We start from the raw sequence: 26886 nt of genomic DNA, 5'->3' as shown, positions 1-26886 counted from the left end.
CTTTTTGTTTGACAAGAAAGTATTCGCCAGAGGTAGGGGGTTTCCCTTCATATTTCGAATATTATTTCCCTTTTCTTCTGATTTTTGCCTTGGGGTCAATTTTACTGTAGCTAAACGTCCTTGCCCCAAAAACCCTCGCTAACGCTAGGTTGTGCTGGGGTAAAATAAATCTACCACAGCCTCAAAACGCCCTATCTACCGTCCTTTCTGGACATCGCAATTAGGTCTCAGAGTGAAAAATGTGAAACATGTACTTCTCCTCCGGCAATGACGAGCAAAGCACAGGAGCGCGCCGTTACTTTTCTGCCGGCATGGGTTGACCCAGGATTAACAAAGAGAATCCCCTGCTGACTAAAAACTGTCGGGACATGCGTATGACCAAACACAGCGATATCAGCTCGGTACAGTTTGGCTTCGCGCACAAGGTTCCCCACACCTAGTTTGACGCCCTGTAAGTGTCCGTGTGTCACGAAAAAACGCTTGCCGCCAAGCTCTATTATCTCTCGCTCAGGCTGACGTCGAGCGTCGCAGTTCCCCACTACGGCGATCACAGGTATGCCGAGCCTGTGAGCTAATGCTTCCCCATCGCGGTAATGGTCGCCTACGTGAATTATTGCCTCGACGCACCCAAATTTTTGCAGCGCAGCTTCTATAGACGCTTGGTCCCCGTGCGTATCGCCCAGTATGCCGCAGCGATAGCTTTCAGCGGACATGGGAAGCTAAGCCTAAGCTATCGCGTAGCGCAAGCAAAGCCATAGCCCGATGACTGATTTTGTTTTTTTCGTGTAGAGGCATTTCAGCTAGCGTAAGGTCACTCCCTCGCACCGCAAAAATGGGGTCATAGCCAAAGCCCAAGCTCCCGCGCGGGGCGTCAGTGATGCGGCCAAACAAGCGTCCGGTAGCGGTTACGCACTTTCCGTCAGGGCAGAGTAACGTCAACACCGCAGCGAAGTGCGCTTGCCGCCTTTTTCCTGCACGCGACAACTTCTGCAGCAGCAGGGCATTGTTCTCCGCGTCGGTGGCCTCTAAGCCGGCGTAACGCTGCGAGAAAACCCCAGGCTCTCCGCCTAAATAGTAAACAAAGAGACCGGAATCATCCGCTAGCGCCGCCTTACCTGTAGCCTGCACAGCTGCGCGAGCTTTGATCAGGGCATTTTCGTACAGCGTGCTGCCGGTTTCCTCAACCTGCCACGCCGGCAGCAGCGCTTGGATAGGGATAGTCTGCACGCCAAACGCCGCGAACATGGCAGCAAACTCCGCTAGCTTGCCCTTGTTGCCGCTAGCTAGGACGATTGGTTCCATGCGGGCTGCCCCCAATCAACCGCGCCACGTCGCCTAGACTCTGCTGCTGCAGACCGATTAAAGTCACAATGCCTGATTCCGCTAACGCCAGCATGTCCAAAAGCTCCGTATGAGAAAATGTGGCCTCCTCGCCCGTGCCCTGGATTTCTACTAGTCGTTTGCTCCCTGTCATCACGACATTCATGTCTACCTCTGCCGCAACATCCTCGGTATAGGCCAGGTCTAGGAGCGGCATGCCCTGCACTAGCCCAACGCTGACGGCGGCAAGGTAATCGGTTACAGGGAACACCGACATGTTCTTCTTGCGGTACAAGTGGTGTAAGGCATCACATAACGCCACAAACGCGCCGGTAATAGAAGCCGTGCGCGTGCCGCCGTCAGCTTCTATGACATCGCAATCCACCCACGCGGTACGCTCACCTAAGGCAGCTAAGTCAACCACGGCACGCAGCGACCTGCCAATGAGTCGCTGAATCTCGTGTGTTCTGCCGCCGATCGAGCCTCGCGTGCTTTCACGTTGACTGCGTTCGATGGTCGCGCGCGGTAGCATCGCATACTCGGCGGTAATCCAACCTCTGCCGGTGTGCCTGAGGAAGGGCGGCACCTTATCCTCTAGCGTCACAGTGCAGATAACGCGGGTTTTCCCCATCTCCACGAGAACCGAGCCCTCTGCATGACTTATGTAGTTGCGGTGAAACTTCACCGGACGCAACTGGGTCTCTTTTCGGCCGTCGATGCGCATAAAAACCCTCCTTAGCTTGTCCCAGGCGCAGGAACCACGTCAGCGGTTCCCACAACACTAGAGAATAAACGGGTTAACAAATACCGGACGCAGTATGGGCCTGGTAATATCAGTCCCGGCATTAAACCGCGGAGCCCGCCCTTCGACGGTAACCCTCACGCCCTTAACTCCCTCATGCTCTGTCAGGCTTAGCACTAGAGACCCCATCAATGCCACTTCGGCCGTCTCGCCTCGCACATGGTCGTATATTTCGCGCGAGAAATCGACTTCGGCCACTCCCATGGCGTTTACGCGCAGAGAGCGCACCTTAGTGGCCGCAGGGACGTCCCGCAAGAGAGAAGTGCCTGCCAGCGGACCCCGGATAAGCTCATTAACCGTCGCCAGCAGTAGGTCCTCCGTCTGTGGCACGTGGCGTGTCACCGGCACAAAATAGACATACTCCTCCTGGCTGGCACTGCTGAAGTACAGCGTCAACGGCACGGTTGCGGCTGTGCGCGCTGTGGCGTTCTCTTCGTTTACGAGCCGGTCCTTGCGCATGAGCGGCTGCCAAACGGCAGTGCCACCCGGCAAGCGGGCCAATCTCTTGCCGCCAACCTGCAGTTGCACGCGTTCTACGTTGTCAAACTCCGTCAGCGTCAGCACCAAGGCATCTACTATCAGTCGTTCGCTTCCAACATTATATTGCAGGAAGGCCTCGTTAAGGTCAAGCGTAGCCTGACCGTCACGGATAGTCAGCCCGCGCACGGCCGTGCCTGCGGGCAGCGGAAGTTTTAAGCCGCTCTCTCCCATATGTTCTACGTTAGTAGGATTGTCAATGAGCCTGCCCACTGCGTCCCTAGCCATGCCTTCAACTCTGGGCACCATCACCACGAAGGGAACAACATATTTGCCCGTATGGTCAAGTACCCACAGCACGCGTTGCCGCACTTCCCTTTGCTGCAGCACCGGCAGTGCGCGTGGCACAAACACCCCCTGCCGCTTAGGCTCATCATTCCTAGGCGGCGCGGCGGTAGGCCGCAGCCAAGCCGGAATGCAGCCTAGCAGCACACCGACAGATAACAACAGCACCAAAACGAGTACCCAGCGGGTGCAGCGGTGAATGCTCATGTGCGCCTCCTTTAAGCTATCTCCCTACACGATATGCGAGGCGCGCACTGCTTATTCAGTTTCCCCGGTCAAACAACTTCCACGCTCAAACCGTTTGTTCCTGCCCCAAACTTTACCTGCCGAGGTTCTATGGCGACACCAAGCAAGCTCCCTGCCACTTGCCCAAACTGCCGGACGCCGCCTGAAACGTAGAAGGTGGTATTGCCGCCGCCGGAAAGTGCCGGTGACAGATGTGCCTGCACATCCCGCGCTGCTTCTTCCGCTGGGTCGACTAGTTTCACGTTAGGGGGAACCACTTGATTAAACACAGGCAGCAAGAACGGATAGTGCGTACAGCCAAGAACTAAAGTGTCAACGTGCTGCAGAAGCACCGGTGCCACGCAGTCATGTACCGCATCACTCACCTGTGCGCCCGCGAGTTCACCGTTCTCTACTAACGGGGCGAGAGCCGTGCACGCTTGCCCGAAAACCTCTGTGCAGGGCGAGATGGCCTTTAGAGCTTTCGTGTAGGCCTGCGACCTAATCGTGGCCTCGGTAGCAAGCACGCCGACCCGGCCCTCTAGAGTAACTTGAGCGGCGGCACGCGCTCCCGGCAACAGCATACCAAATAGCGGCACTCGGTAGCGTTGTCTGGCTAGCGGTAATACTAAGGCGGACGAGGTGTTGCAGGCCATTACAATCGCGCGGCAGCGCTCACGCAGTAAGAAGTCGCAGATGCCAAAAACAATTTGTTCAAGCTCTGCCTGGCTACGCAACCCGTAGGGCATATGCAAGGTGTCGGCAAAGTACACATAATCCTCTTGCGGCATTACCTTCTGCAGCTGCCGCAACACCGAAAGGCCGCCGACACCGGAGTCAAACAGGCCGATTGGGCCCAAATCCACCACCGCCTCTTTCTGTGATGCTTCATAGTATGCGCTACTTCTGACGGCGGTAACTAGCGCGCGCTGCTAACCAGACAAAAGACCCGCCCGCGGCAGGTCTTGACGTTTAAGTAACTTCCTCCTGCGTCATAAGTGCGGCGAGATGGTCAAGGGCCACAACCATGTTGGCTGTCTCCTCTCGCGAGACGCGCTCAAGCACACCGGACAAATACCTCCGCCGCGCCTGCATTACTTCCTCTAGCATTTGATGCCCGCGCTCAAGCACTCGCAACCGAATCACACGTCGGTCATTAGTGTCGCGCTCACGTGCTACAAGGCCGTTTCGTTCCATGCGATCCACTAGGTCGGTAGCGGTGCTACAGGCTAGGTACAACTTCTCGCCTAACTCGCCAATGGTCATGTCGCCGTTTTGAATCAAGGTGAGGAGTGCGCTAAACTGCGGAGGGGTAATCCCAAAGTCAGCGAGAATCTCCCTGCCTCGCTTCTTGATAATAACACTGACGGTGCGCAAAAGCCTTTCGACGTCGTCGACAGTCTTCAGAAAGTCGGCATCGCTCATTCCATCTTCCCCCTCGCGTATCCGCTAACCCAAGTAAAGTCTACCAGAGTAGCAGTAGACGGGTCAATAGTGCGACGATGAGCGCTATCGCACTCGGTTAATCTCCGTCCGCCCAATCGGTCTGCTGAGGTCTAGGTTCGACCCTAGCGGAGCAAGCACGCGCCCGTCAACTAGGAATTGGACTTCCTTTATGTCGGGAAACTCTAAGAGAGTATAGACGAGGGCATCGAGAACGAGTTGCTGGTTAACAGCTCCCTGCAAAAACAGGGAAACGGAGGCCTTATCGAGATTGACTATGGCCAGTCCCTCTCCTACCCGCACAGACTGAACCGAGAGATTGTTGGGGACGGGGGAGACAAGCTTCTCATGTCCGCGAAATCTAATTAACTCCTGCAAGGCGACTGCAGGGTCCCGGCGCGCGGCAGGCACCGCCCAAGGCACCAGCAAATCTGCGTCTCGTAGCCTAAGGTAAAGCACCACTGAATTGCCGGTCGCTAGCAGCGAGTTAACGGCTGTGGGTCGTCCTATGGGTTCGGCGAGCTGAAAAGGACCGACCGCACCGTGCATGGGGAGTCCGTTAATCGTGAATCTCACTGCCGTAATGTCCCGAAAACTCGTAAGCGTAAGCACCGTTGCCTTAACAAAGGAGCGCTCCTCGGCTAGATTGCGAGTGACCCATGCCTGAAAGGCAGGCGGCATATCTACCGTCAACACCGTATCCCTAAGGGTCGTTCCTTGAATGCGAGACTGACCTGCGCCTAAGGTCCTAAAATCCTCCGGCCAAGCGCCGTCGTTTAAGAGACGGACCGCTTGCTCTAGGGGCGTTTGTCCCGGCTCGCGCGCCACGCTAAGCGGAACAATCCAGCCGGTTGCCCTCTCCAAAACATATACTACGACAAACGGTGACTCACCGGAAGCTGTGTAATGGGCCCGCTGGCTGTGTGCGTTATGGGCCACAAGGGGCACAAGCGGGGCCCGGCTCGGTTCATTTGTACAACTGACAGCCAAGGAGAGAGCGACTAGCACTAAGACAAGCAACCACTTCCGCATACGCACTTTCGCCACCTCCAAGTTAATTATAAGGCATGACGCGCTCTAAACTAAGTTACAGACTGGTTACAAGTCACGGCAGGAGCAGAGGGCAGAGCATTGAATATATCTGTGATAGCGAGTGTAAAGGAGCGTGCAAGAGTGAAGGTATTTATCAGTGTGGACATTGAGGGCGTATGCGGCGTAGTAAACAGCGACAGCACCGGCCCCGGTGGGAAGACTTACGATGAGGCGCGTCTGCAGATGACCGAGGAAGTCAATGCCGCCGTAGAGGGCGCCATAGCTGGCGGTGCCACAAAGATTGTAGTAAACGACAGCCACGGCGGAATGAACAACCTTCTCCCCAAACAGCTTCACCCCTTAGCCGAGGTAATTCTTGGCACGCCTAAGCCGCTGATGATGATGCAGGGGGTCGACGCTGAGTGCGACGCCTGCATGTTCGTCGGCTATCACTCGCGCATGCACGCGCGTGGGATTCTCTCGCACACTATCAGCGGTGGCGTGGTGAGTAACGTGTGGGTCAATGGGGTATTGTGCGGCGAAATCGGTATCAATGCCGGCTTAGCAGGTCACTTCGGTGTTCCCGTGGTTTTGACGACCGGTGATAAAGATGCGACCGAGGAAGCGTTAGCACTGCTCCCAAGCGTCGAAGTGGCTGCCGTAAAAGAGGCCATTACCCGCTACAGCGCCAAGAACCTACACCCAAGAGCGGCCGCAGACTTGATTCGCACACGGGCTGAACACGCCATGAGTAAGCGACCCGCGTGGCAGCCGCTTGTCTTTCGTCCCCCGGTTACCATGCGCATAGAGTTCTTAAATGCTGGCATGGCAGATGCGGCAGCTTTTCTGCCGGGTTCGCTGCGCGTAGAAGGCAGCATCGTAGAGTATACTGCCGACGACTATATTACGGCTTTCCAAGGGCTCCGCGCCATGATCACGTTAGCGAGCAAGTAGGGACGTGCCTGTGGCACGTCCGCGGACGTGCGAAACGCACGTCCCTACTTACGGAGTAGTAGTCCCGCTCCGGCGGCCAAAAGTAGCAGCCCGGCACCTTTCAGCCATGTGAACGGCGTGCGCTGCAGGCCAAAGAGGCCTAACTCGTCAATCAAGAGTGCCGTTCCGACCTGCCCCACGATAATTAGCGTAGTGGTTACGGCTACACCTAAGCGAGCGATGCTTATCGCCACCAAATAGACAATACCTACGCCGAGCACGCCCCCCACATAAAGATACCAAGGGACATTCCCGGGGCTCCCGCCTCGCTGTCCGCGCAGGAAGGGCAGGCAATATAGCAACAAGGCAAAACCGGTGCCGACCGCATGCACGATCAGGGTAGCCAGCAACACCCCCACCTGCTTGCCCAAGCTCGAGTTTATCGAACCTTGCACCGCCATAAGCGCTCCCGACAATGCCGCTAACAGCGCGCTCAACCACGTCACTGTTTCCCACCTCTCGCATAGAGTACCGCCAAGCAGGCGTGACGATACGCCAAGGGCATGCTATAATCTTGCGGGAGGTGACGGTCGTGGGCGCAAAGTGTCGCAAGATCTTTAAGATTGGAAAACCATTTGAGAAAAAGGTGCAAGCATCTCTATCTGCCACAAAGGCGAAGAAGGCTGACTAATGAGTCAGCCTTCTCCTTGTTATGAGCCGTGAGCCGTAGGGGCTCACAGCCCCCCCAAGCGACAAGCCACAAGCGACAATCTCCCGGCGGCCGGTAGCCTACGACCCCGGAGAGCGCCGTGCGAGCAGAAACTCGCGAATCCCTTCGAAGTGCGCCTCTACGGCGCGGTTAATAAAGTTTTCGTCAGCGAGCAAGGCCGCGTCTCCCCGGTTAGACAAGAACGCTGTCTCGGTGAGGATAGCAGGCACCATGGTCGACTGCAGAACCCTGAAGTTAGCGGAGTGCACACCTCTGTCGGTAAGGCCCAAGGCAACAAGGCGGCGATGGACGGCTTGTCCAAGCCGGAAGCTACTCGGAGTGATGCCAAAGAACGTCTGCGTTCCGGAAACCTCGGTTAGTGGATGAGCGTTGTTGTGAATGCTCACAAAAATATCTGCCCGATTGTCGTGGGCTACCGCAATGCGCTCGTCAAGCGATGGGCGAACGTCAGCCGTTCTCGTCATAAACACTTCGGCTCCGGCCTCCTGTAGCAGGGTACGCAGCTTAAGTGCCATTCTTAAGTTTACGTCGCTCTCCCTAAGACCGTTGACACCGATAGCGCCGGGGTCTGTACCGCCGTGTCCGGCGTCAATGGCTACCCTAAACCCTACTAAGTCCTGCCTAACAGGTGTCTCGCGCGTGGGGACTTCCGGGCTCAAGAAGCCAAAAGACAGCAGGCTACCCAAAATGAACCCCTCACCGACTGAAGACGACACGCGCACCCAATCACCTTCGCGGCCGCCAAGCGCCACAACTTGTCCGGCAGGGTGAGTAGTCATGACCGGAAAACTTGTGCCAGGGCCGCGCCGTTGATTCACGGCGTTAGCATCCACGCGCGCAGTCGCTTGACCCTCGACCCGTGCGATGTAGGTCTCTGACACAAACCCTATCGTGCCGTTCTCAAGCATAACCTGTGACCATGCGCCAGGCGCCAGTACGGCTACTAGGGTTCCCTGGGGGAGGCGTGCAATTATCGAAGACTCTGTGCCAGCACCGGAGCGCAGGTTTAGTGCGCTTGCGGTCACACGCGCTAACGGTACGCTCGCCGCATCCGGCGCAGCTGGCGGAGCGGCTTGTTCCGTGACAAAGTCGCTATGCACATAGCCTAGAAAGCTTGGCGACTGTACTTTGAGCCACACACCTACGTCGCCTCTAACCTGAAGCGACTGCCCGCGCTCGGCCACCGCAATTACAGGATAACCCGTTCCCGGCCCCTGCCGGACATTGAGCCTCGCTACGCTGACAACAGCAGTTCTCTCTTTGGCTACGAACCGCGAGTCCTCCGCAAGATGGGGCCCGAACACCCATCCGCTATTGCCGGTTGCGGTAACTACCTGCCGCCACTCACCCGACAAACCAACTACTACCAGTTCGGTGTTCCGCGCCAAGGTGGATAGCACCCTAAAGGCTTGGCCCGGGCCACTGCGCAGGTTTAGCTGGTTGACATTGACTACGCTTGGGGTGGCTGCCCATGCCGAAGACACAAAGACCGTCAACACCATGAAAGCTAGCCAAAATGCGATGTGTTTATGCATACAACTAACGCCTCCTGACTACAAGAAATATTCTTGCTGTCAGGAGGTTTTCCTGCTGATATAAGCCAATTGAAAAATATACTATTTTCCTAGCTCGTCCTATTTGTGACTTTCTCGCCTGACGCGTCGTATGGTGAAATGAAAGGGGGGATTCGAGATGGCAACTCGTCAAGAACGCTTCTGCGCTCTAGTGCGGAGAGGCATTCTGCATCAGCAGAGCACAGTGCGCGGCTTTCGGGCTTTGGCAACGCTCTCTCCTAACATGGACGCAGCCGCCCTCATGCTCGCACTAGCCGGCAACGCACGCACCTCGCTGCGGGCCTTGCGCAGGATGGAAAACCTGCATTGTTTGCTGCGGAATAACACCATGCTCTAGTTCACGGCCACACGGGGAGGCAACTGCCTCCCCCCTGCATTTTGAATAGAGGATTATCTCACTGCGTGTCGAAATAGACATGACTAGCACGGATAAGGGGTTAAGTATGCGCAGAGTACCTATCACTTCCCTCAAACCTGGCATGTGCGTGGCGCGTCCGGTTTACGGCAGCGCCGGACAAGCTTTGCTGCAGCGCAATGTGATGTTGACACACCGCTACATATCGCAACTTCGGAGTCTAGGAGTGCCGTTTCTCTACATTGAAGACAGCCTCATGGACGGTTTTCGCGTGGAAGACGTCATCACCGACGAGACGCGCGCCGGCGCCGTGCACAGAGTGCGCAACTTAGTAGCTGCAATGGAGACGCCAAACCCACTTTCTTACGTGTTAATGCGCTCTAAGGAAGTGGCGCGCACGGTGGACACCATTGTCGAGGAACTGCTGCGCCAACGCGAGCTTATGGTCAACCTGACCGACATACGCCTAGAGGACGATTATCTTTTCGGCCACTCCGTGAATGTATGTGTGCTGGCACTGATTACCGGCATTAGCTGCGGGCTGACCAAAGAGCAGTTAAGCCACCTCGGGATTGGGGCCATAATGCTTGATGTCGGTATGAGTGTAGTCCCACAAACTATTCTGCGCAAACCTGCCTTGCTCACCCCACAGGAGTTTGAGGCCGTCAAGACGCATACCACGGCAGGTTATGAGATACTGGAAGCCCTGCCGCAAGCCAGAGATGTAGCCCACGAGCACCACGAGCGCTACGACGGTTCAGGCTACCCATACGGAAAAAAGGGCAGCCAAATTCAGCTGCACGCACAAATAGTATCTATCTGCGACGTTTACGACGCGGTAACGGCAGCGAGAGTACACCGCCCCGCCTTCCCACCGCATGAAGCGTTAGAGCTAATCGCTGGTTCCGGCAACCAAAGCTTCTCGCTCGACCTAATCGCCAAGTTTCTCGAAAACGTGGCTGCCTATCCTACGGGTTCCATCGTCAAGTTTTCGGATAACCGCGTCGGCATTGTCGTAGACACGCCCAAAGGGTTCTATAAGTACCCACGCGTCAGAATGCTCTATGACGAACAAGGGCAGCCCTACCGCGTGCCGCAGGAAGTAAACACGTCGGAACATCCTACGCTAGTCGTAAGCCGCATCTTGTCGGAAGCAGAGTTTTCTCTCTACCGCCGCGCACTTATTGACTGAGGCGAGTTAAGGCATAAGGCATTTAGCGCGGCTATTCTTGCGCCGTGGTCGCGTCGCGCCCGCTCGGCGCCGACAATGGCCACGGCTTCTGCGCACGCTTCCTCCATCTCGCCGTTTATAATTATGTAATCGTAGTGCTGCGCGTAACACAGCTGCTCTATGGCGTTGTTTACGCGATTAGCCAAATTAGCTTCGGTGCTGCGCTTTTGTATGCGCTCTACCATCTCGTCAAGCGAGGGTGGCGCAACGAAGATGCTAACTAAGCGTTTCGCTAGATTCTTGTACTTAAACATGCCTTTATAGTCTAACTCCATCAAGCGGTCGGGCCCGGCATTTGGATCGAAGCTTGGGGAACCATAGTAATGGTCCTGATAGACTTGTTCCCATTCGGCAATCTCTCCGGCCTGAACTTTCTCTAAGAAACGTGCTTGGGGAACAAAGTTATAGTCAAAGCCGTGCTCCTCGTTGGCCCGCGGTGCACGCGTCGTAAATGTAGCAATTTTTATGATGTCAGAGTAGCGTTTAACAATTGCCCGCATAATCGTCCCCTTACCTGACCCTGACGGGCCCGTCACCACAAAAAGTATTGATTCCTGCATCGCTCGTCCCCCCGCACTTAGTGGAGACATTATAACACACCCGGCTCTAAGGGTTAACAGAAGGCCCCCGTAGGGGCCTAAATCTAATCCCGCGCCACTGCGTCTAAGGCTCCAAGAACTAGATGCGCGAGTCCAAAGCCAACCGCACCGTCCCGCAGGGGGCCTTTCTTCATAAAGAGCGCTGCGCCCGCCACTGTTGCGCCTAGTCCGGCCACAATTAAACCTGTCGTCCTGTGGTTCATTTTTGCCCGCAATCTCATATTGCTCACCTCCCGTTTTAGCTTACCCCACTTCGGTTGCCGTCTCTCAAGTGCTGTGTTAAGATAAGGCAAACTTTTGCTAGGAGTGGACGACTGTGGTCAACGCGCTAGATGTGCTAAGAGAAAGAGGTTTTGTCAGACAAGCGACGCACGACGAGCCGCTGCGCAGTCTTTTGTCTGCCGGGCAGGCGACTGTCTATGTGGGGCTTGACCCGACGGCTGACAGCCTGCACGCCGGGCACGCAGTGTCGCTTATGGCGCTAGCACACCTAGCTCGCGCCGGTCACCGCCCTATCGTGCTGTTGGGCGGTGGCACCGCCATGATTGGCGACCCGAGCGGCAAGACGGAAATGCGCAACATGCTGACCCTAAAGCAAATTGCGGGAAATGTCGCCGGCATCCAGAGCCAGGTAAAGCGCTTCTTTAGTACAATAACTTCCGAAGCCATAGTCCTCGACAACGGCGATTGGCTGCGCGAGTGCAACTACATAGAGTTTCTGCGTGATGTCGGGGTGCATTTTTCCGTAAATCGCATGCTTACAGCTGAGTGTTATAAGGGCAGAATGGAGAAAGGCCTTAGTTTTATTGAGTTTAACTACATGTTGCTGCAGGCCTATGACTTCCTACACCTTTATAGGCACTACGGGTGTCGCCTACAAATCGGCGGGGACGACCAATGGTCAAATATCTTAGCGGGTGCCGACCTTATCCGCCGCGTAGAGCAAGTTGAGGCTTATGGCATTACGTGGCCGCTTGTGACTACCGCGAGCGGGAGCAAAATGGGTAAGACAGAAGCCGGTGCGGTATGGCTAGACCCCGCGCGCACCACGCCTTTCGATTTCTACCAGTACTGGCGCAACACCCACGATGCCGACGTTAAGAAATCACTCGCTATGTTTACCTTCCTGCCGCTAGCTGAGGTCGACAGACTAGGAGTGCTAACAGGGCGCGAGCTAAACGTCGCCAAGGAAGTGCTAGCTCTCGAGGTGACGCGCCTAGTGCACGGTGAGGCTGCTGCCTTAGAAGCTGAGAAAGCCGCGCGGGCACTGTTTAGTGGCGGTGAAAACGCCGGAGGTATACCTACGGTGCTACTCGCTCGCTCCCTTCTCGTCCCGAGCCTTGCCGTAGTCGACCTCTTGGTCCTAAGCGGCATCATGTCCAGCAAAGGCGAAGTCAAGCGCCTTATCCAAGGGGGCGGCCTCTACATTAACGAAGTACGGGTCGACTCGCCAGACCAAACCGTCGGCCTAGAGGATTTGCGCGACGGTGTAATCGTTGTACGCCGCGGGAAGAAGCAGTTTACGCATATAAAGATTGAATAGCTAAGAGCAAGAAGAGGCTTGTCCCAAAGGACAGGCCTCTTTTCTCAGCTCACAGCTTACCGCTTATGGCTTACGGCTCGTAGCAACAGCCGCCGCCTTATGGTAGTAGGCGGTTAAACAACACGCGGTACTTAATACGGTAAATATCGGTATTATCGATAGTGCCGCTAAGCATATCCGAGTGCAGGCCAAACGCGCGCGCTACAATGCTGCCGGAGTGGTCGGCACGCATAGACCAAGTTACGGCAAAGGGCCAACGGCGGCCGTTGCGATCCGGTGCGGAGAGGAAAGGCGGCGTGCCGGTGCCGTCGCGTCCATCGAGGAACTCGGTGTAATAGACTTGTCCGGCGCGGTCACGTAGCACCTGCGTGGCCAATACGTTGCCGGCGGCATCGACGGGGGGATTACCCATAATGCTAAAGCCGCTGGCCTCGCTGTCAGCAGCCGTGATAATGAGCGTGTTAAGCTGGGTTCTGGCAAAAGCTAGCGCTACGCCGATGCCATCGTCTGCTCGCTTCGTCGCCTCGATGGTGCCGCGCGCGTTAAGTGAGAAGTTAGCTAGGTTATCTGTGCCTTCTTCTTCGGCTACCAAGTAGAAGCCCTTGGTCTGGTTGCGGGAAAGCAGCCTTATGGCCACGTCCATCATCTGCGCGAAGGTGGGAGCGTTCGGGTCAAAGTCTGGGAGGTTCTCGGCGCGCAACTGCTCTTCTGTGTATGTATAGCGCGGGTTGGCCTCTTCGTTGTTGTCATTGTAGGTGTCATGCGCGGCAAACAACCCAAGTACGCGTGTCGTGTCAGCCGGGAGGTTAAGCAGCTCTTGACGCGTGTAGATAACACGGTAGCCGCGCGCAATTGCTTCGTCAATCAGGTTGACTCCATCTGTCCTGCGACCGCGTACGCCGTGGCGTCCTACAACGGTATTAGGTAAGAACCACACTTCGCCGCCGCCAAAGATAACGTCAATGGCCTGGCCCTCGGGACGTACGATTAACTGATGCGCGATGCCGAGGTGGTCGTTGCGGTTAGGCACACTTGCGCCCCACACGGCGGAACCGGGCTCCGTGATTGTGCCGGTATTAATCATGCCCACGGAGAAGCCAGCTAGCTTTGCTTCTTCGAGGATGGTGTGGGGTTGGCCCGAGCGGGCTGTGAGTTGCACGTTCTGTTGATCCATGCCAAACGAGCCGTCCCAGGCTTTAATGCCGTAAGCATGCGTTACCGCACCTGAGTTTGAAGTACCCGTTAAGTTATCTAGCATATGTCCCTTGTACACGGCAGTAGCCGGCAGCCTATCCCAGTGGGTTTCGCCGTCGGGGCCATAATGGAGCATTCTCGCCGCGGCAAAGAACGTAGGTGACGTGCCGTCGGGATGAATAAAGATGACGTTGCGCGGGCCATTGTCGGTGAAAATCGCCACATGCCTCGTCTCGCTGTTGTAGCTTACACGCACGCCAAGCTGGGCCCCAAAGAGCTGCAGAGGCACGGCAAGGCGACCGCCCACAATTTGCGGTGCCGCATCGAGCGCTAATGCCCGTCCGTTAACGAAGGCAGTCGCGTCGTCGAGCCGTACCCTAATGCTTTGACCGGCGCGCTCGGCCACTGCTGTATTGGTGCTGTCAATCCATTGCAGGCTAAACCCAAGTGCTTCACTGACTAGGCGGAAGGGCACCATAACCGAGTCGCCCAGCCTGACGAGTGGTGTCGCAAGGGCAAAATTGCGTCCATCTAACGACATGCTAATAGTCTGTGGCGCGGGGGGAGAGGCCAGGAGTGGAGTTGTCGCGAGCAGAATAAGGCCCACAACGGCAATTAAGATGCGACTGACAGTCTTGTTGGCTTTCACTATCGTTCCTCCATTACTATAATTTTGGTAGGGACTTGCCATAGCGATTATATCACACGCCCAAATTATCGTGCATAATCGATATTGCTTCTGCATTAAGCCACCATTAGAGAAACGTTAAACTGCGCTAAGTCACGAACTAAGCGTTGACACTGGGGCACAATGGTAGTAGTATTGTGGTGATATCACTATGATATCGAGATCGCAGAGGAGGTTCGTACCATGTCTAAGCCTAAGGAGCTAGTCCGCCTGGCTCCCCAAACGGAAGTCTTGCCGTCGTCCTTGCCCGGCATGCCTGTACTTATACTCAACATCGCCTTTATGCTCGTCGCCGTGACAATGGTGGTGTATGCGGCAATCTGGTTCGAAGCCGGCATAAACCGCACCCCGGCTATCGTCTTCCTGGTAATGGGTTTGTTTTACTTGCTCGTCAAGGGACCAATTATCTTCATCGGCTTGAAAATCGTTCGCCCCAATGAAGCCTTGGTCTTGACCCTCTTTGGCAAGTACCACGGCACGCTCAAGCACGAAGGATTCTATTTCGTAAATCCCTTCGTCTCGGCCGTCAATCCTACGGCAGGGGTTGCACTTACCACCGGAGTCGTAGCGGGCAAAATGGAAAAGGGCGTAGTCTCACCTTTTCAGAACAGAGCCATCTCGCTTAAAGCGATTACGCTAAACAACGACAAGCAGAAGATAAATGACAAGCTAGGCAACCCCATTATCATTGGTGTAATGGTGGTTTGGAAAGTCGTTAACACCGCTAAGGCCGTCTTTAATGTAGAGAACTACCAAGAATATCTTTCCATTCAGTGTGACGCGGCACTGCGCAATATCGTGCGCAACTACCCTTACGACCTACCGAATGAAGACAGCGAGATGTCGCTGCGCGGCAGCAGCCAAGAGGTGGCGGAAAAGCTGCGCCTAGAACTACAAGACAAGGTTGAAGTAGCCGGTCTCGAGGTGCTTGAAACTCGCATTACGCATCTCTCCTACGCGCCGGAAGTTGCCGCCGCCATGCTGCAAAGGCAGCAAGCCGCAGCCCTTATCGACGCCCGCCAACTTATTGTGCAAGGCGCGGTAGACATTGTGGAGATGGCCCTAGCCAAACTCAATGAAAACGACATGATTAGGCTCGATGAAGAGCGCAAGGCTGCCATGGTCAGCAATCTGTTGGTAGTTCTGTGTGGCAATCGGGATGTGCAGCCCGTAGTTAACAGCGGATCTCTTTACTAGGAGCGGCACAGATGCCATGAGTGAGAAGGAAGCCGGTAAGAAACAGCTGCTGCTCCGTCTGTCGCCCGCGCTGTGGAAAGAGCTAGCAGCTTGGGCGGAAGATGACTTTCGCTCTATTAACGGCCAAATCGAGTACCTGCTACACGAGTGTGTACGCAAAAGAAAAGAGGGCCGCCCGAAAGGCTAGGCCCGTACAAATCACAAATCACAAATCACAAATCACAGCTCACAGCTCAAACTATATTCGACAAAGCCTAGCTCCTCGCCAAAGAGGTTTAAGGTAAGGTCGCGCTGTTTGCGAAACCCTTGCTGGCGGTAAAACTGCACCGCTTTATCATCGTCGCGTTCGACGAGCGCCCACCACTTCGTGTTTGGGTAACTGCTTAGCGCCGCCGACAGCAGGAGCTTGCCTAACCCCTGTCTCTGGTAGTTGGGCAATACATAAAGCCTGGCTATCTCTAATCCCGTGCCGTCTAGCATGGGCACTACCTGCACAAAGCCTAACACCAGCTCGTCCTCTGCGGCAACCCATACCCCGCCCGGCCGTACGACCAAGGCCTTGCTTAGCGCTTCGTAGTTATAGAATTCATCAAGGAACATGCTGCGCGTTTTGGGGCGCATAATCTCGCGGTAGGTGTGTTCCCACGCCACCCGCGCCACCATTTGAATGCTAGGAATATCCGACATCTCGGCTAGTCTAATCACGGCCTGCTCCCCCTACCCTAGTTCCTTTATGCGTACAGTATTCACGACCAAGGGCAAAATCCCTGCTGTTATCACTAACCCAACAGGAAATGAGGAGGTCTGCTAATGATCGCTGTTTCGGGGATGACTCTCACCTACCCTAGCGGCAAGGGGGTATTTGACCTTAGTTTCGCCGTGCCCAAGGGAGTAGTTACCGGTTACCTAGGGCCGAACGGAGCCGGCAAAACCACTACTATCCGCGCGCTGCTCGGTTTTATGCGGCCAAACAGCGGCAGTTGCTCCATCTTAGGCCTTGACTGCCAGCGAAGTGCTCCCGCCATACAAAAGAAACTCGGCTATATCCCGGGCGAAATCGCTTTTCCTGTGGGGATGGATGGCGACGAGTTCCTTTCCTTTATGAACGATATGCGCGGAAGCAGAGACTTGGGGCTACAAGCCAAGTTGCTAGACATGTTCGAGCTTTCGCCAAAGGGCAGAATCCGCAAATTCTCTAAGGGTACTAAGCAAAAGCTCGCGATAGTAGCTGCCTTTATGCATGACCCAGAGGTGCTTATTCTGGACGAACCCACTAGCGGCCTCGACCCGCTGATGCAAAACCGCTTTGTCGAGCTCGTACTTAGCGAAAAAGCTAGAGGCAAGACCATACTTATGTCTAGCCATAACTTTGAGGAGGTTGAGAAGACCTGCGACAGCGTACTTATTATTAAAAACGGGAGAATCATTAGACAAGCTAGCGTGGAGCAGCTGCGCAGCACGCAGCGGCGGGTGTTTTCTCTTGCTACGAGCGACAACGCTGCGCTCTCGGAAAGGCTTGGCCGCGAGGGATACGGCTTGCGGAGGGAATCCGACGGCACGCTCACTGTCTTTGTCGCCGGCGGGCGCATAGATAATTTCCTAAAGACTGCGTCCCAGTTCACTGTGCTCGGTTTTAGCGAAAAACACCAGTCGCTTGAAGATATCTTTATCGAGTACTATGGCAAGGAGGCGAAGTAGCATGATACCCGCCCTGTTCCAGAAGACGCTAAAGCAAAACTGGGTGCTGCTCCTTATCTTCTTCGGCGTTTTGGTCATGTACATGAGTTCCATGTTGGCGATGTACGACCCTGCCAATATGGAGGGGCTAATGCTTATGATCGAAGCATTCCCAGAAGCATTGAGTGCCGCCATGGGCTTTGACGCCATACCGCTAGATCTGACGGGATACCTCGCTAGCTGGCTCTACGGCATGCTGATGATTGGCTTCCCACTTGTTTACAGCATAATCCTCGGCAATCGCTTGGTAGCCGCAATGGTGGACAGTGGGTCCTTTGCCTTCCTGTTATCTACCCCACATTCGCGTCGCAAGCTCATTATTACGCAAGGCGTGTACGCCGTCTCGTCCATGCTCATTCTGTTTACCGCCGTCTTTGTGGTCGGCATGCTCAGCGCACAGGCGCTTTTCCCGGGCGAACTTGACATAGCAGGGTTCCTCAGGCTTAACGTCACTACTATGCTCGTCAACACCGTCGTGTTGATGATTTCGTTCTTCTTCTCGTGTGTCTTTAATGAGTCGCGGCTGGCACTCGCCTTTGGCTCAGGCGTTCCGATTACCTTCCTGTTAATGAAAATGCTAAGCGAATCTGCCCCTGGCCTAGGATTCTTGGCTAGAGCTTCAATCTTCGGCTTTTACGATCCTTTAAAAGTTGCAGCAGGAGAACCGGTGTTAGTCACTAATGTTATCTATATCGGCCTTGTTGCCGCGTTGTTTGCTGCCGGAACGGCTGTATTTTGCAGGAAAAGGCTGCCTTTGTAGGCAGGCAGGGAGAAGGGGAGGCAGTTTTGTGCTGACAATTACAGGCGTGTCCAAGTCTTATAGCGGCGTTGGTGTAAAAGCAGTCGACAAACTAGACCTAGAAGTGAGGCCGGGTGAAATCTTTGGGTTTCTCGGGCCTAACGGGGCAGGCAAAACTACCACCATTAAGATGGTGGTTGGGCTCCTTAGACAGGACGCAGGACAAATTGTAGTTAACAGCCACGACACACGGCGCGAACCGCTTGCGGCTAAAGCTAGCATCGGCTATGTCCCCGATAACCCCGACCTCTACGAAAAGCTGCGGGCTATCGAGTACATTAACTTTGTCGCCGATGTCTACGGTGTGGAGACTTCGGTAAGACAACGGCGCCTGCTTAAGCTCGCGCGAATGTTTGAGATTCACGACGCCATGAGCGACCTTATCGGCTCTTTCTCGCACGGCATGAAGCAAAAGCTTGCCTTAACAGCTGCCCTGATTCATGAACCTCCCCTGCTTATTCTAGATGAACCCATGGTCGGGCTTGACCCGCGCTCTGCCCACCTGTTTAAGGAACTGATGAATGAGCACTGCAGCCAGGGGAAGACCGTGTTCTTCTCTACCCACATTCTTGACGTCGCAGAGCGGCTGTGCCACCGTGTGGGGATCCTCCGACAAGGGAGCCTCATCGCCTGCGGTACGATGGAAGACTTGCGCCGCTCCGCCACTGCGCAGTCTAGCCTGGAGAGCATCTTCTTGGGGCTGACCGAAAAATGAAGAGCTTTTGGCGTCTACTTAAAGTAACACTGCTTAACCACTTTCACATCTCCGTCATGCAGGAAACTTACTTCGAGAAGCGGGAACGACAGTGGGAGCCGCTTGTATTTGGACTCGCGGTAATTGTCGGCGGGGGAAGCTTCGGCAGCATGCTCTTTTTCGCCGCGCGTTCGCTACTTGCCGTACTGCCTCTGGCCTTCTCCGACCTCGTCCTGCTTTTGGCTATACTCGCCACACAGCTCTTGATGCTTGGCTTTGGTCTGGCCAGCTTAATCTCGCTGTTTTACTTCTCGACAGACCTCTCGGTGCTAGTGCCTCTGCCCCTTAGGGAATGGACAATTCTCGCGGCGAAGTTTGTCGTGGCTTCGATTACGGAGTACTTGCTGCCTATCGTCATCTTGCTACCGGTGCTTATCGCCTACAATCGGCATGTGCCGCTGGGCGTCCTTGGCATACTGTCCGCACTGCTGGTGTTTGTCTTGCTGCCGGCCATTCCTCTATCGCTCGCCGGGATTGCCACACTCACCCTTATGCGTGGCGTCGGCCGCCGCCACCGCGACATACTGGTGGTAGTGGCGAGCTTAGTTTTGGTTGTGGGGATGCTGGCACTACAATACTTTATTCAGTCCATGGCCATGGGTAGTCTCGACATCGGCGCTGTACTAGAGGGCCGCATCGACTTGGTGGCGGCTCTTGGGAGCAGATTTCCGCCTAGCGTGTGGGCGACGCGCGCCATTGCCGGGGCGGGAAACCCTATTGGCTTGGCGAATCTAATGTATCTCACCTTTGCTTCGCTTGCGTCTGTGGGCGCCTTCTTGCTGGTGGGGCAAAGGGTGTTCTACCGCGGCCTAGTAGGAGGAGAAGAGAGATTACGGCAGCGAACCAGACTTGACGGCAAATCGCTCGCGCAGGTAGTGCGCACCCCTTCCTTAACCGCGCTAGTCTTACGCGAAATCAGGTTGTTTATGCGCATGCCTATCTGGGTGCTAAACGGCTTCTTGGCGGTAGTGATAGTACCCCTCATGTCGTTGTTCCCCGCCCTTACCGGAAACGGAGGATTACGCCAGTTGACAGCGCTCCTGGCGGAGAACCCGCAAGGCGAAACTATCCTGATGCTTGCCATAGCAGCCTTTGTGACCGCCATGTCGTCTATGAACACGGTCGCTTGCACTGCCGTCTCTCGCGAGGGCAAGTACTTGTGGATCTCTAAATCTATCCCGGTTATGCCGGTTACCCAAGTAAAAGCAAAGCTAATCTTTGCACTGTTATGCACGGCGTTAACGGGTATATTGCTTGCAGTCTTTTTTGCGGTGCTGTTCTCGCCTAGCGTCTCGACCCTCTTGGTCGCGGTCGCGCTCGGGTTTGTGGCGAGCATTGCGCCGCAAGCGTTAGGCCTCGCCTTTGACATCTGGCGACCCTTCCTTAAGTGGACTACCCCGCAGCACGCCGTAAAGAACAACTTAAACGCGCTTACCGCGCTTCTCGCTTGCGTACCCCTTGGGGTTGTAAGCTACTATCTCTACCTTTGGCTACACGAGCCTTTGGGCACGCTGTTTGTACCTGCGCTGTTGGTGCTCCACCTCGTCGCGGCAACTGCTAGCGTCAGCTTCACCTTGCGTAAAGCGGCCGAGTACTACGACCGGCTAGAAGTGACCGCGTAGCCGCATGACGGCCACACATACCTACGTTCACCGCGTGACGCAGGGCGGCGCAAGCATCGGCAGCATACTGAGAAGTGAGCTCGCCATGTCGCGGCAAGTGCTAATCCGGCTTAAGCGCAGCGGCGAAGTGCTGCTAAACGATGAGCCCGCTTACCTCAAGGCCTTGGCTCGAGTCGGCGACGTTTTGACGGTCACGTTGCGCGAAGAAAAAACGCCTACCGTTGACGCCGAGGACATACCATTAGATATAGCCTTCGAAGACGACTACCTGACGGTCGTCAACAAACCGCCCGGGCTGGTAGTGCACCCAACCAAAGGGTACATGACGGGTACACTGGCCCATGCGCTGGCCTTTCACTGGCAGGTGCAGGGACTGCCACAGGTCTTTCGCCCCGTCCACCGCTTAGACAGGGATACATCAGGGCTCGTAGTCATTGCCAAGAACCCGCATGTGCAGGCTGTGCTGACGAATCAGCAGCAGAGCGGCGAGTGGGAGAAGCATTACCTTGCGGTCGTCAAAGGTGAGCTCGCCTCGTCTGCCGGGAGAATTGACGCGCCCATTGCGCGTGTCGGTAACGGCAGCCGCGCACGCGTGGTCGCCGCGGAGGGTCGCGCTGCGCTTACCCTCTGGCAAAGGCTAGAGGTCTTGTCGGGTGCTAGTCTGGTTAGAGCGCAACTAGTCACAGGTCGCACACATCAGATTCGCGTGCATTTCGCCCACATCGGTCACCCCTTGATCGGCGACGATGTCTACGGCGAACCGTCGCCTTTGATCGCTCGTCAAGCCTTGCACGCCAGCGAAATCGCGTTCACTCACCCCATAACGCGTCAGCGCATGAGCTTGACGGCGCCGCTGCCTAGGGACGTGGTCGAACTGCTGGAGAAGTTGGGGGCTGCCCGAGTGTGAGTGGGAGTGTGTTTCGCACTTTGCACTTCGCACTTTGCACTTTGCACTTCGTGGAAGGCACCCCTGCTATGCTTACGGCTTACGGCTTACAGCCCAAAGCGGACGGCGGAAGACGGAAAGCGACTCTTCGTTTCACGATTCACGATTCACGATTCATGTTTGCCCCTCAACGCTCACCGCTCACAGCCGGCGGCTGGCGCCTGGCGGCCGGTAGCCCTCTCCCCAAGCCACAAGCGACACACGACAAGCGACCCACGTCGTGGTATACTATACCTAACTCCCGCTGACAGGAAAGAGGAGAGCTGCGTAGCACTCAAGAAATCATGGAGGGGACATTGGTGAATCTCGCGAAGGTGTCCGCAAACGGGCAGATTACTGTGCCTATCGAAATACGCCGTAAACTCATGTTGAAGGAAGGGGACAAAGTGCTCTTTATTCAGCGCGAAAACGGCGAAATCGTCATCAACAATGCTTCGGCCACGGCGATTTTGCGTGCCCAAAAGGCCTTTGAAGGTGTGGCAGAGTCAATGGGCGTAGAAGATGAAAATGACGTACAGAACCTTATCAACGAGGTCCGCTATGGGAATACTCCTCGTCAATGAAAGTTCTTACTGACACAAATATTCTTGTTTCAGCATTGCTGTGGCCCCACTCGAAGCCGGCCACTGCCTTGCTTCACGCTGCACGTTATCACGAGCTAGTGCTATGCGACCGCAATATCTCTGAGCTCCGCACAGTCCTAGCGCGTAAAGCGCCACACATATTGGCAGATGTAGACGTCTTCCTGGCTGAGCTTTCCTATGAATTGGTGCCTGCTCCAGAAAACCCACAAAAGCTGATAAGGCATCCTAAAGACCAGCCGATTTTAGATGCGGCTATAGTTGGGGAGGTCGACATCATCATTAGCGGAGATAGGCATTTTTTGGAGCTGAGTATGGAGCGTCCGTGCGTCATGACTGCCGCACAATACTTGACAATGGTGTCCACCGAAAACGGATAACGTCTTGTCAGGGCAGTAACGGTACCCCCGTCCCCCCAAGCCACAAGCGACAAGCGACACACGTCGTGGTATACTATACCTAACTCCCGCTGACAATAGAAAGGAGGGCCGTTTCGTGGGTAAGGAAAAGGTCGTCAAGAAAGAAACCAAGAAGCCCAAGCAAGATAAGCCCAAGAAGGAAAAAAAGGTGTACTAGTTTTTTGACCAAGGCTTGCCTTGGTCATCTTCACATATGGAGGAGTGATGCTTGTGTTTGGGTCACGCGCCTTCCGCGCTGCCGTGTGGATACTGCTGGTATTTCTCATTATCTTGGTGGGGAGCGAAATTTCCTTTATCTTTACGCCGCTCGTGCTGGTAGCAAGAGCTCTTTTTTGGCCTATTATCTTAGCCGGGTTGCTCTACTACTGGTTTTGTCCCGTGGTGGACTGGCTGACCTCGCGCAAGCTCTCGCGCACCGTGGCCATTCTCTTCGTCTATGTCCTAGTCGCCACCCTGCTCGGTTTATTAGCCACCTCACTTATTCCGCTACTACGCGAACAGCTGGCCAGTCTCATCGGCAACGCGCCGCTGCTGGCTGAATCGCTGCGCGTGCGCCTCCTGGCCCTTGAGGAGCACGAGTGGATTGCCCGCCTGTTTGCTTATGGCGAGGTCACGCTAGAAGACTTAGTCGAAGAAGTGACTGCTGTAGTCAACGACGCGCTCCTTTCCATCGGCAGGCAGATTACGCCGCTCATTGAACTTACCACCAGCGTTGTCACTACACTCTTGCTTATCCCTTTTCTCTTGTTTTATATGCTCCTCGACGGTCACCGCCTACCCGATGCGCTGGTGAGCTGGCTGCCGCGCCGTCACCGCAACGAGGCAAAATCCGTGCTTTACGGCATGGATAAAGCGCTCAGCACCTACATCCAAGGCCAGGCCTTAGTGAGTCTAAGTGTAGGGGTGCTGGCGCTTATCGGCTACATGCTTATTGGGCTGGATTATCCGCTTATCCTCTCCATTATAACTACCGTCACTAACGTCGTGCCTTTTGTCGGTCCCATTATAGGCACCTTGCCGGCGCTGGTTGTAGGCATCATTCACTCACCCGGCATGGCCTGGCGAGCCCTACTGGTGATGATCGTCGTGCAACAACTAGAAGGGCTGCTCATTTCGCCGCGCATTATGGGCAGGCGGTTCGCGAGCCACCCCGTTATCATCATCCTGGTAATCCTCGCGGCCGGAAAGCTCGCCGGGGTGCTCGGCATTTTGCTCGCCATCCCCGCTTACGCTGTGCTGCGCGTAGTTCTAAGTCACTCCTACATGCTCGTGCGTCTGTTCCGCGAGCCGGTGAAGCCGAGCTAGGCCCCTAGTGCACCAATTACATAGACCCCGCCAAATTGGGACACTTGCCTATATTCAGCAGTTAATCCTGTCTGAAGACAGGCTTCTGTTGCTTCCTCGGCTACCCAGTAATACTCATCTTCATCCCATTCATGATCACACAGCCGATGCGCCAGGCTATGATCCTCTACCGTCGCGAACGAAATATCACCAATGACTATGTATCCGTCTGGAGTGAGATATTGTTCCCTTAGCCGCTCCAGTAAGGCTATCTTGGCGGGCGTATCAAACTCGTGGAACACATATGCTGATACAATCCTGTCATAGCGCCTATTCAACTCACTAGGCCAATCTCCCAGAACATCAGCCTGAACTGGAATAACTTGAGGTAGATTGACTTGTGCTAGAGCAAGCATTTCTGCGGAAAAGTCCACGCCCCAAATTTCACATCCCGAGTTCACCAGCCGCTTGGTTAAGTTGCCTGTGCCTATGCCCAACTCCAAGATGCGCATGCCTGGCTGAACGGCAGCTAGCCGAGCAACCTCATCTAGCACTAGCTCATAACCATCAAATGGGAAATCAACCTCTTGCACCGAAGCATCATATGTATCCGCCCAATCGTCGAAAAGACCAACCCTACTAGCTTTATTCACGCCAAGACTCCTTGAATATGGCCACGATGGTCGTTGCTCCTCTCGGTCAGTTAGTATTTGACCTCCTATGACACAGTTCGCGTAGCCGAGAAATCGCTCTGCTACACAACGCCCCCGAAAGTCCGCTCACTATGGTAAGGCTTTCTAGTAGCGCTTTATCCGATAGCTCAGTTTGTGGCTGGTCCTTTTGGTCGCATTGCCCGTATACAAGAAATCGCTTTGCCAGACAACGCCCACACGAGCTCAGCTGCGGCAAAAACGACCGCACCAACACCAAGGATCATTAATAGCTCATGCCAAGGAACGGCCGCCTCGATTAAACTCCTCTCTACAGCTAAACCCATCACAACGACTGCCACCCCAAACGAGGAGCCAAGCCTTGCTCCTTTTCTCCTAGTCTCAAATCTCTTGGCATCGCTCGCGTCTAGCCCCGTGCCCCGACGTAACAGATGATCCCTTATGATAACGACTGCTAACAAGAGGATAGCCCCAGCACCTATCGCCATGAGCAACATCTGCCATATTTCTAACTCCATGGGCCCCGTACCGATTGCCATTGATGAAGTCCCCCCCTGAAAAACTCACCCCTGTAAATGCGGAGCTCTTACCTTAGCATACGCTTTGCGACATAACGCCTCGAGTAGCTCGGTTGCCGTGAATGCAACAGAGTTCGCGCCAAGCACCATTATTAGCTCGTGCCAAGGAACAGCCGTCTCGAACACGTCGCGCTCAATAACGATGAGTGTCACAATAACAGCCGCCCATACAGAGACGCCGGACCTCGGTGGTGATTTGCAGGTCTCCTCTCGCTTCTCATGCCACTTAACAGTGCTTATATACTCCCGCATCCCACCACAGTCACGGATGGCCTTCAACTGAGTTCGGGCAAAGCGTACCAGACCCTTTGCATGCCAAGCGAATATAACCACAATAGTCGCTGCTCCTATCAGCAAGAACAAGCCCTGCCACGCGAGCTCTGCCTCCATGCGTCCTATGTTGATATGCAAGAGCATGACGCCCACTCCTTCCACTGAATTTCCACGTGTCTACCGCAATTCTATTCGCTATTAACTGAAATGTCTACTATTTTTTGCGTTAGGCCAGTGCGCGGTGGAGGCCTTCGCTGTGCACTTTATGAATTTGCACAAACACGCAAATTCACCGGCACTTCGCACCTGGGCAGGGAGCCTCGGTGCCACTTTGACCTATTCCCTTGCACCTTCCTCCCACGCCTACGCTCAGAGCTCAAACTGCTCACTAGAAAGGCCCCACCAGTGGGGCCCTGAGATGCTTATGCCTTTGAAATGGGTGCCCTTAGCTTCGCAAGTGCCTTGCGGCACAACGCCCATATCAGCTCAGTTACAGTGAATGCCACCGCGCCAACACCAAGGATCATTAATAGCTCATGCCAAGGAACGGCTGCCTCGACTAAATCCTTTGCGATAGCTATAGCCATCACAATGCCTGCCACCCAACATGAGGTGCCAATCCTTGCCCCCCTTCTCATTATCTCGAATTTCTTGGCAGCGCCTACGTCTTGCCCAGCACCCCGGCACAACAGATCCCTTATGATCATGACTACCAACAGGAGGATAGCCCCAGCACCTATCGCCATTAGCAACATCTGCCATAATTCTAACTCCATGGGCCCCGTACCAATTGCCATTGATGAAGTCACCCCCTAAAACTCGGCCTCGTACTTATGGCACAGTGATCAGTCCAGTATGCGGGCACACATGCACAACGGCATACTCTAGCAAGATCTGTTCGGTATGGAATGTCCATATTATATTAGGGCAAATGTTGCCATATTGGTCGATGTACCAGTGCGCGGTACCCCATAAAATAGTTAGCACCGCAGCTGCCTGCCAATTATGCATACCTATGTGAGCAAGCAACATCCACTGCGTGGATTGCCATAATACTGCCCCAAAGACGACAATCAGAAACCCAGCATGAGCACCCTCCAACTCCGGGGTCATAGTTATGACCTCCTTGGGAGTTCCAGTGAGCAGACTAACCGCTGTTACTCCGCTGGTAGCGCTGCTTACGCTTACTTCATTTCCTGATTGCATTCCACCCCTTTGCACTGCGACTACATCCCGTACTTGACGGGCGGGATCAAGAACCACCAACACCGTAGGCATATCCGGGTTATTAGTGTTAAACGCTACGATGTCAACTTCGCCTCGGTGTGCAACACGTGGATCCATCAACATTGTACCCTGACGGCTGAGCGAATCCCTAACAGCCAGGTATGTACTGTTCTCGATCAGAGACGCTATAAGGCACTCGGCCGCACCTACGGCTGACTCAGCGCTGGCAACAGGAACCATTACAGCATTTGCTACCATCACTAACGACAGGACGACAACCAAAAACGCTTTCATTCACTCGCAACCC

32 protein-coding genes are annotated in these 26886 nt (G+C 54.9%); 14 read left to right on the top strand and 18 right to left on the bottom strand.

The window, feature by feature from the left end; genetic code table 11:
* Positions 1 to 227: 227 nt before the first annotated feature.
* The 7 genes from KGZ66_10985 to KGZ66_10955 form a co-directional block, all read right to left on the bottom strand.
* On the bottom strand, positions 228 to 713 hold the full coding sequence (locus KGZ66_10985; protein MBS3986110.1) for a metallophosphoesterase: 486 nt from the start codon (positions 711 to 713) through the stop codon (positions 228 to 230).
* On the bottom strand, positions 703 to 1302 hold the full coding sequence (rdgB, locus tag KGZ66_10980) for an RdgB/HAM1 family non-canonical purine NTP pyrophosphatase (GenBank protein ID MBS3986109.1): 600 nt from the start codon (positions 1300 to 1302) through the stop codon (positions 703 to 705). The genes KGZ66_10985 and rdgB overlap by 11 nt, the downstream gene beginning before the upstream one ends.
* Complete coding sequence (gene rph, locus KGZ66_10975; GenBank protein MBS3986108.1) at positions 1280 to 2044, bottom strand: ribonuclease PH; 765 nt, start codon at positions 2042 to 2044, stop codon at positions 1280 to 1282. The genes rdgB and rph overlap by 23 nt, the downstream gene beginning before the upstream one ends.
* A 57-nt stretch (positions 2045 to 2101) precedes the next feature.
* Positions 2102 to 3151 carry a GerMN domain-containing protein gene (locus KGZ66_10970; protein MBS3986107.1) on the bottom strand — a complete coding sequence of 350 codons (1050 nt, stop codon included), beginning with the start codon at positions 3149 to 3151 and terminating at the stop codon, positions 2102 to 2104.
* A 68-nt stretch (positions 3152 to 3219) separates the two neighbouring features.
* Entirely contained in the window at positions 3220 to 4029 is an 810-nt protein-coding gene (locus KGZ66_10965; GenBank protein ID MBS3986106.1) for a glutamate racemase, read from the bottom strand.
* A gap of 112 nt (positions 4030 to 4141) precedes the next feature.
* On the bottom strand, positions 4142 to 4594 hold the full coding sequence (locus KGZ66_10960; GenBank protein ID MBS3986105.1) for a MarR family transcriptional regulator: 453 nt from the start codon (positions 4592 to 4594) through the stop codon (positions 4142 to 4144).
* 84 nt (positions 4595 to 4678) lie between these two features.
* Complete coding sequence (locus KGZ66_10955; protein ID MBS3986104.1) at positions 4679 to 5650, bottom strand: GerMN domain-containing protein; 972 nt, start codon at positions 5648 to 5650, stop codon at positions 4679 to 4681.
* A gap of 135 nt (positions 5651 to 5785) precedes the next feature.
* Here KGZ66_10955 and KGZ66_10950 point away from each other — a divergent pair, with 135 nt between their 5' ends.
* Positions 5786 to 6598 (top strand): M55 family metallopeptidase, encoded by an 813-nt coding sequence (locus KGZ66_10950; protein ID MBS3986103.1) that lies wholly within the window; start codon positions 5786 to 5788, stop codon positions 6596 to 6598.
* A gap of 44 nt (positions 6599 to 6642) precedes the next feature.
* Here the strand turns inward: KGZ66_10950 and KGZ66_10945 are convergent, their stop codons facing one another.
* Entirely contained in the window at positions 6643 to 7038 is a 396-nt protein-coding gene (locus KGZ66_10945) for a DMT family transporter (GenBank protein MBS3986102.1), read from the bottom strand.
* Between the two features lie 328 nt (positions 7039 to 7366).
* Complete coding sequence (locus KGZ66_10940) at positions 7367 to 8842, bottom strand: N-acetylmuramoyl-L-alanine amidase (GenBank protein ID MBS3986101.1); 1476 nt, start codon at positions 8840 to 8842, stop codon at positions 7367 to 7369.
* A 157-nt stretch (positions 8843 to 8999) separates the two neighbouring features.
* On the opposite strand from KGZ66_10940, the gene KGZ66_10935 reads away from it, so the two are divergent.
* Both KGZ66_10935 and KGZ66_10930 read left to right on the top strand, forming a co-directional pair.
* Positions 9000 to 9218 carry a hypothetical protein gene (locus tag KGZ66_10935; protein ID MBS3986100.1) on the top strand — a complete coding sequence of 73 codons (219 nt, stop codon included), beginning with the start codon at positions 9000 to 9002 and terminating at the stop codon, positions 9216 to 9218.
* Positions 9219 to 9324: 106 nt separating this feature from the next.
* Positions 9325 to 10428 carry an HD-GYP domain-containing protein gene (locus KGZ66_10930; GenBank protein ID MBS3986099.1) on the top strand — a complete coding sequence of 368 codons (1104 nt, stop codon included), beginning with the start codon at positions 9325 to 9327 and terminating at the stop codon, positions 10426 to 10428.
* Here KGZ66_10930 and KGZ66_10925 read toward each other — a convergent pair.
* Both KGZ66_10925 and KGZ66_10920 read right to left on the bottom strand, forming a co-directional pair.
* On the bottom strand, positions 10404 to 11027 hold the full coding sequence (locus KGZ66_10925) for a hypothetical protein (GenBank protein MBS3986098.1): 624 nt from the start codon (positions 11025 to 11027) through the stop codon (positions 10404 to 10406). The genes KGZ66_10930 and KGZ66_10925 overlap by 25 nt on opposite strands.
* A gap of 83 nt (positions 11028 to 11110) precedes the next feature.
* Positions 11111 to 11287 carry a hypothetical protein gene (locus KGZ66_10920; GenBank protein ID MBS3986097.1) on the bottom strand — a complete coding sequence of 59 codons (177 nt, stop codon included), beginning with the start codon at positions 11285 to 11287 and terminating at the stop codon, positions 11111 to 11113.
* A gap of 95 nt (positions 11288 to 11382) precedes the next feature.
* Between KGZ66_10920 and KGZ66_10915 the strand changes: the two genes are divergently transcribed.
* The gene (locus tag KGZ66_10915) at positions 11383 to 12609 is read left to right on the top strand and encodes a tyrosine--tRNA ligase (protein ID MBS3986096.1); all 1227 of its coding nucleotides are present in this window, start codon (positions 11383 to 11385) and stop codon (positions 12607 to 12609) included.
* 97 nt (positions 12610 to 12706) lie between these two features.
* Here the strand turns inward: KGZ66_10915 and KGZ66_10910 are convergent, their stop codons facing one another.
* Positions 12707 to 14452, bottom strand: coding sequence for an alkaline phosphatase (locus KGZ66_10910; GenBank protein ID MBS3986095.1), 1746 nt, complete (start codon positions 14450 to 14452; stop codon positions 12707 to 12709).
* A gap of 222 nt (positions 14453 to 14674) precedes the next feature.
* On the opposite strand from KGZ66_10910, the gene KGZ66_10905 reads away from it, so the two are divergent.
* Together KGZ66_10905 and KGZ66_10900 are read left to right on the top strand one after the other, a co-directional pair.
* Complete coding sequence (locus KGZ66_10905; GenBank protein ID MBS3986094.1) at positions 14675 to 15688, top strand: SPFH domain-containing protein; 1014 nt, start codon at positions 14675 to 14677, stop codon at positions 15686 to 15688.
* A gap of 16 nt (positions 15689 to 15704) precedes the next feature.
* Positions 15705 to 15875, top strand: coding sequence for a PTS ascorbate transporter subunit IIC (locus KGZ66_10900; GenBank protein MBS3986093.1), 171 nt, complete (start codon positions 15705 to 15707; stop codon positions 15873 to 15875).
* Positions 15876 to 15907: 32 nt separating this feature from the next.
* Here the strand turns inward: KGZ66_10900 and KGZ66_10895 are convergent, their stop codons facing one another.
* Positions 15908 to 16393 (bottom strand): GNAT family N-acetyltransferase, encoded by a 486-nt coding sequence (locus KGZ66_10895; GenBank protein MBS3986092.1) that lies wholly within the window; start codon positions 16391 to 16393, stop codon positions 15908 to 15910.
* Positions 16394 to 16498: 105 nt separating this feature from the next.
* Between KGZ66_10895 and KGZ66_10890 the strand changes: the two genes are divergently transcribed.
* From KGZ66_10890 to KGZ66_10855, 8 genes are all read left to right on the top strand, one after another.
* Positions 16499 to 17386, top strand: coding sequence for an ABC transporter ATP-binding protein (locus KGZ66_10890; GenBank protein MBS3986091.1), 888 nt, complete (start codon positions 16499 to 16501; stop codon positions 17384 to 17386).
* A 1-nt stretch (position 17387) separates the two neighbouring features.
* A complete protein-coding gene (locus tag KGZ66_10885; protein MBS3986090.1) occupies positions 17388 to 18185 on the top strand; it encodes an ABC transporter permease subunit in 798 nt (265 codons plus the stop codon).
* 28 nt (positions 18186 to 18213) lie between these two features.
* Positions 18214 to 18939, top strand: coding sequence for an ABC transporter ATP-binding protein (locus KGZ66_10880; protein MBS3986089.1), 726 nt, complete (start codon positions 18214 to 18216; stop codon positions 18937 to 18939).
* Positions 18936 to 20600 carry a hypothetical protein gene (locus tag KGZ66_10875; GenBank protein ID MBS3986088.1) on the top strand — a complete coding sequence of 555 codons (1665 nt, stop codon included), beginning with the start codon at positions 18936 to 18938 and terminating at the stop codon, positions 20598 to 20600. The genes KGZ66_10880 and KGZ66_10875 overlap by 4 nt, the downstream gene beginning before the upstream one ends.
* Positions 20601 to 20604: 4 nt before the next feature.
* A complete protein-coding gene (locus KGZ66_10870) occupies positions 20605 to 21507 on the top strand; it encodes an RluA family pseudouridine synthase (GenBank protein ID MBS3986087.1) in 903 nt (300 codons plus the stop codon).
* 323 nt (positions 21508 to 21830) lie between these two features.
* The gene (locus tag KGZ66_10865) at positions 21831 to 22109 is read left to right on the top strand and encodes an AbrB/MazE/SpoVT family DNA-binding domain-containing protein (GenBank protein MBS3986086.1); all 279 of its coding nucleotides are present in this window, start codon (positions 21831 to 21833) and stop codon (positions 22107 to 22109) included.
* Entirely contained in the window at positions 22106 to 22507 is a 402-nt protein-coding gene (locus KGZ66_10860) for a putative toxin-antitoxin system toxin component, PIN family (GenBank protein ID MBS3986085.1), read from the top strand. The genes KGZ66_10865 and KGZ66_10860 overlap by 4 nt, the downstream gene beginning before the upstream one ends.
* Positions 22508 to 22756: 249 nt before the next feature.
* Entirely contained in the window at positions 22757 to 23851 is a 1095-nt protein-coding gene (locus KGZ66_10855) for an AI-2E family transporter (protein MBS3986084.1), read from the top strand.
* On the opposite strand, the gene KGZ66_10850 is transcribed toward KGZ66_10855, so the two are convergent.
* The 5 genes from KGZ66_10850 to KGZ66_10830 form a co-directional block, all read right to left on the bottom strand.
* Positions 23848 to 24483 (bottom strand): class I SAM-dependent methyltransferase, encoded by a 636-nt coding sequence (locus KGZ66_10850; GenBank protein MBS3986083.1) that lies wholly within the window; start codon positions 24481 to 24483, stop codon positions 23848 to 23850. The genes KGZ66_10855 and KGZ66_10850 overlap by 4 nt on opposite strands.
* Before the next feature lie 167 nt (positions 24484 to 24650).
* On the bottom strand, positions 24651 to 25040 hold the full coding sequence (locus tag KGZ66_10845) for a hypothetical protein (GenBank protein MBS3986082.1): 390 nt from the start codon (positions 25038 to 25040) through the stop codon (positions 24651 to 24653).
* A 24-nt stretch (positions 25041 to 25064) separates the two neighbouring features.
* Positions 25065 to 25496 (bottom strand): hypothetical protein, encoded by a 432-nt coding sequence (locus KGZ66_10840; GenBank protein ID MBS3986081.1) that lies wholly within the window; start codon positions 25494 to 25496, stop codon positions 25065 to 25067.
* A gap of 278 nt (positions 25497 to 25774) precedes the next feature.
* Positions 25775 to 26149, bottom strand: a complete 375-nt coding sequence (locus KGZ66_10835) for a hypothetical protein (GenBank protein ID MBS3986080.1) — start codon at positions 26147 to 26149, stop codon at positions 25775 to 25777.
* A 34-nt stretch (positions 26150 to 26183) separates the two neighbouring features.
* Positions 26184 to 26873, bottom strand: coding sequence for a hypothetical protein (locus tag KGZ66_10830; protein ID MBS3986079.1), 690 nt, complete (start codon positions 26871 to 26873; stop codon positions 26184 to 26186).
* Between the last annotated feature and the right edge of the window lie 13 nt (positions 26874 to 26886).

It is taken from the genome of Selenomonadales bacterium, assembly GCA_018335585.1.
Taxonomy (GTDB): Bacteria; Bacillota; UBA994; order UBA994; family UBA994; genus UBA994.
The sequence above is the reverse complement of the archived record's forward strand: the minus strand, read 5'-3'. Positions and strand labels throughout refer to the sequence as shown.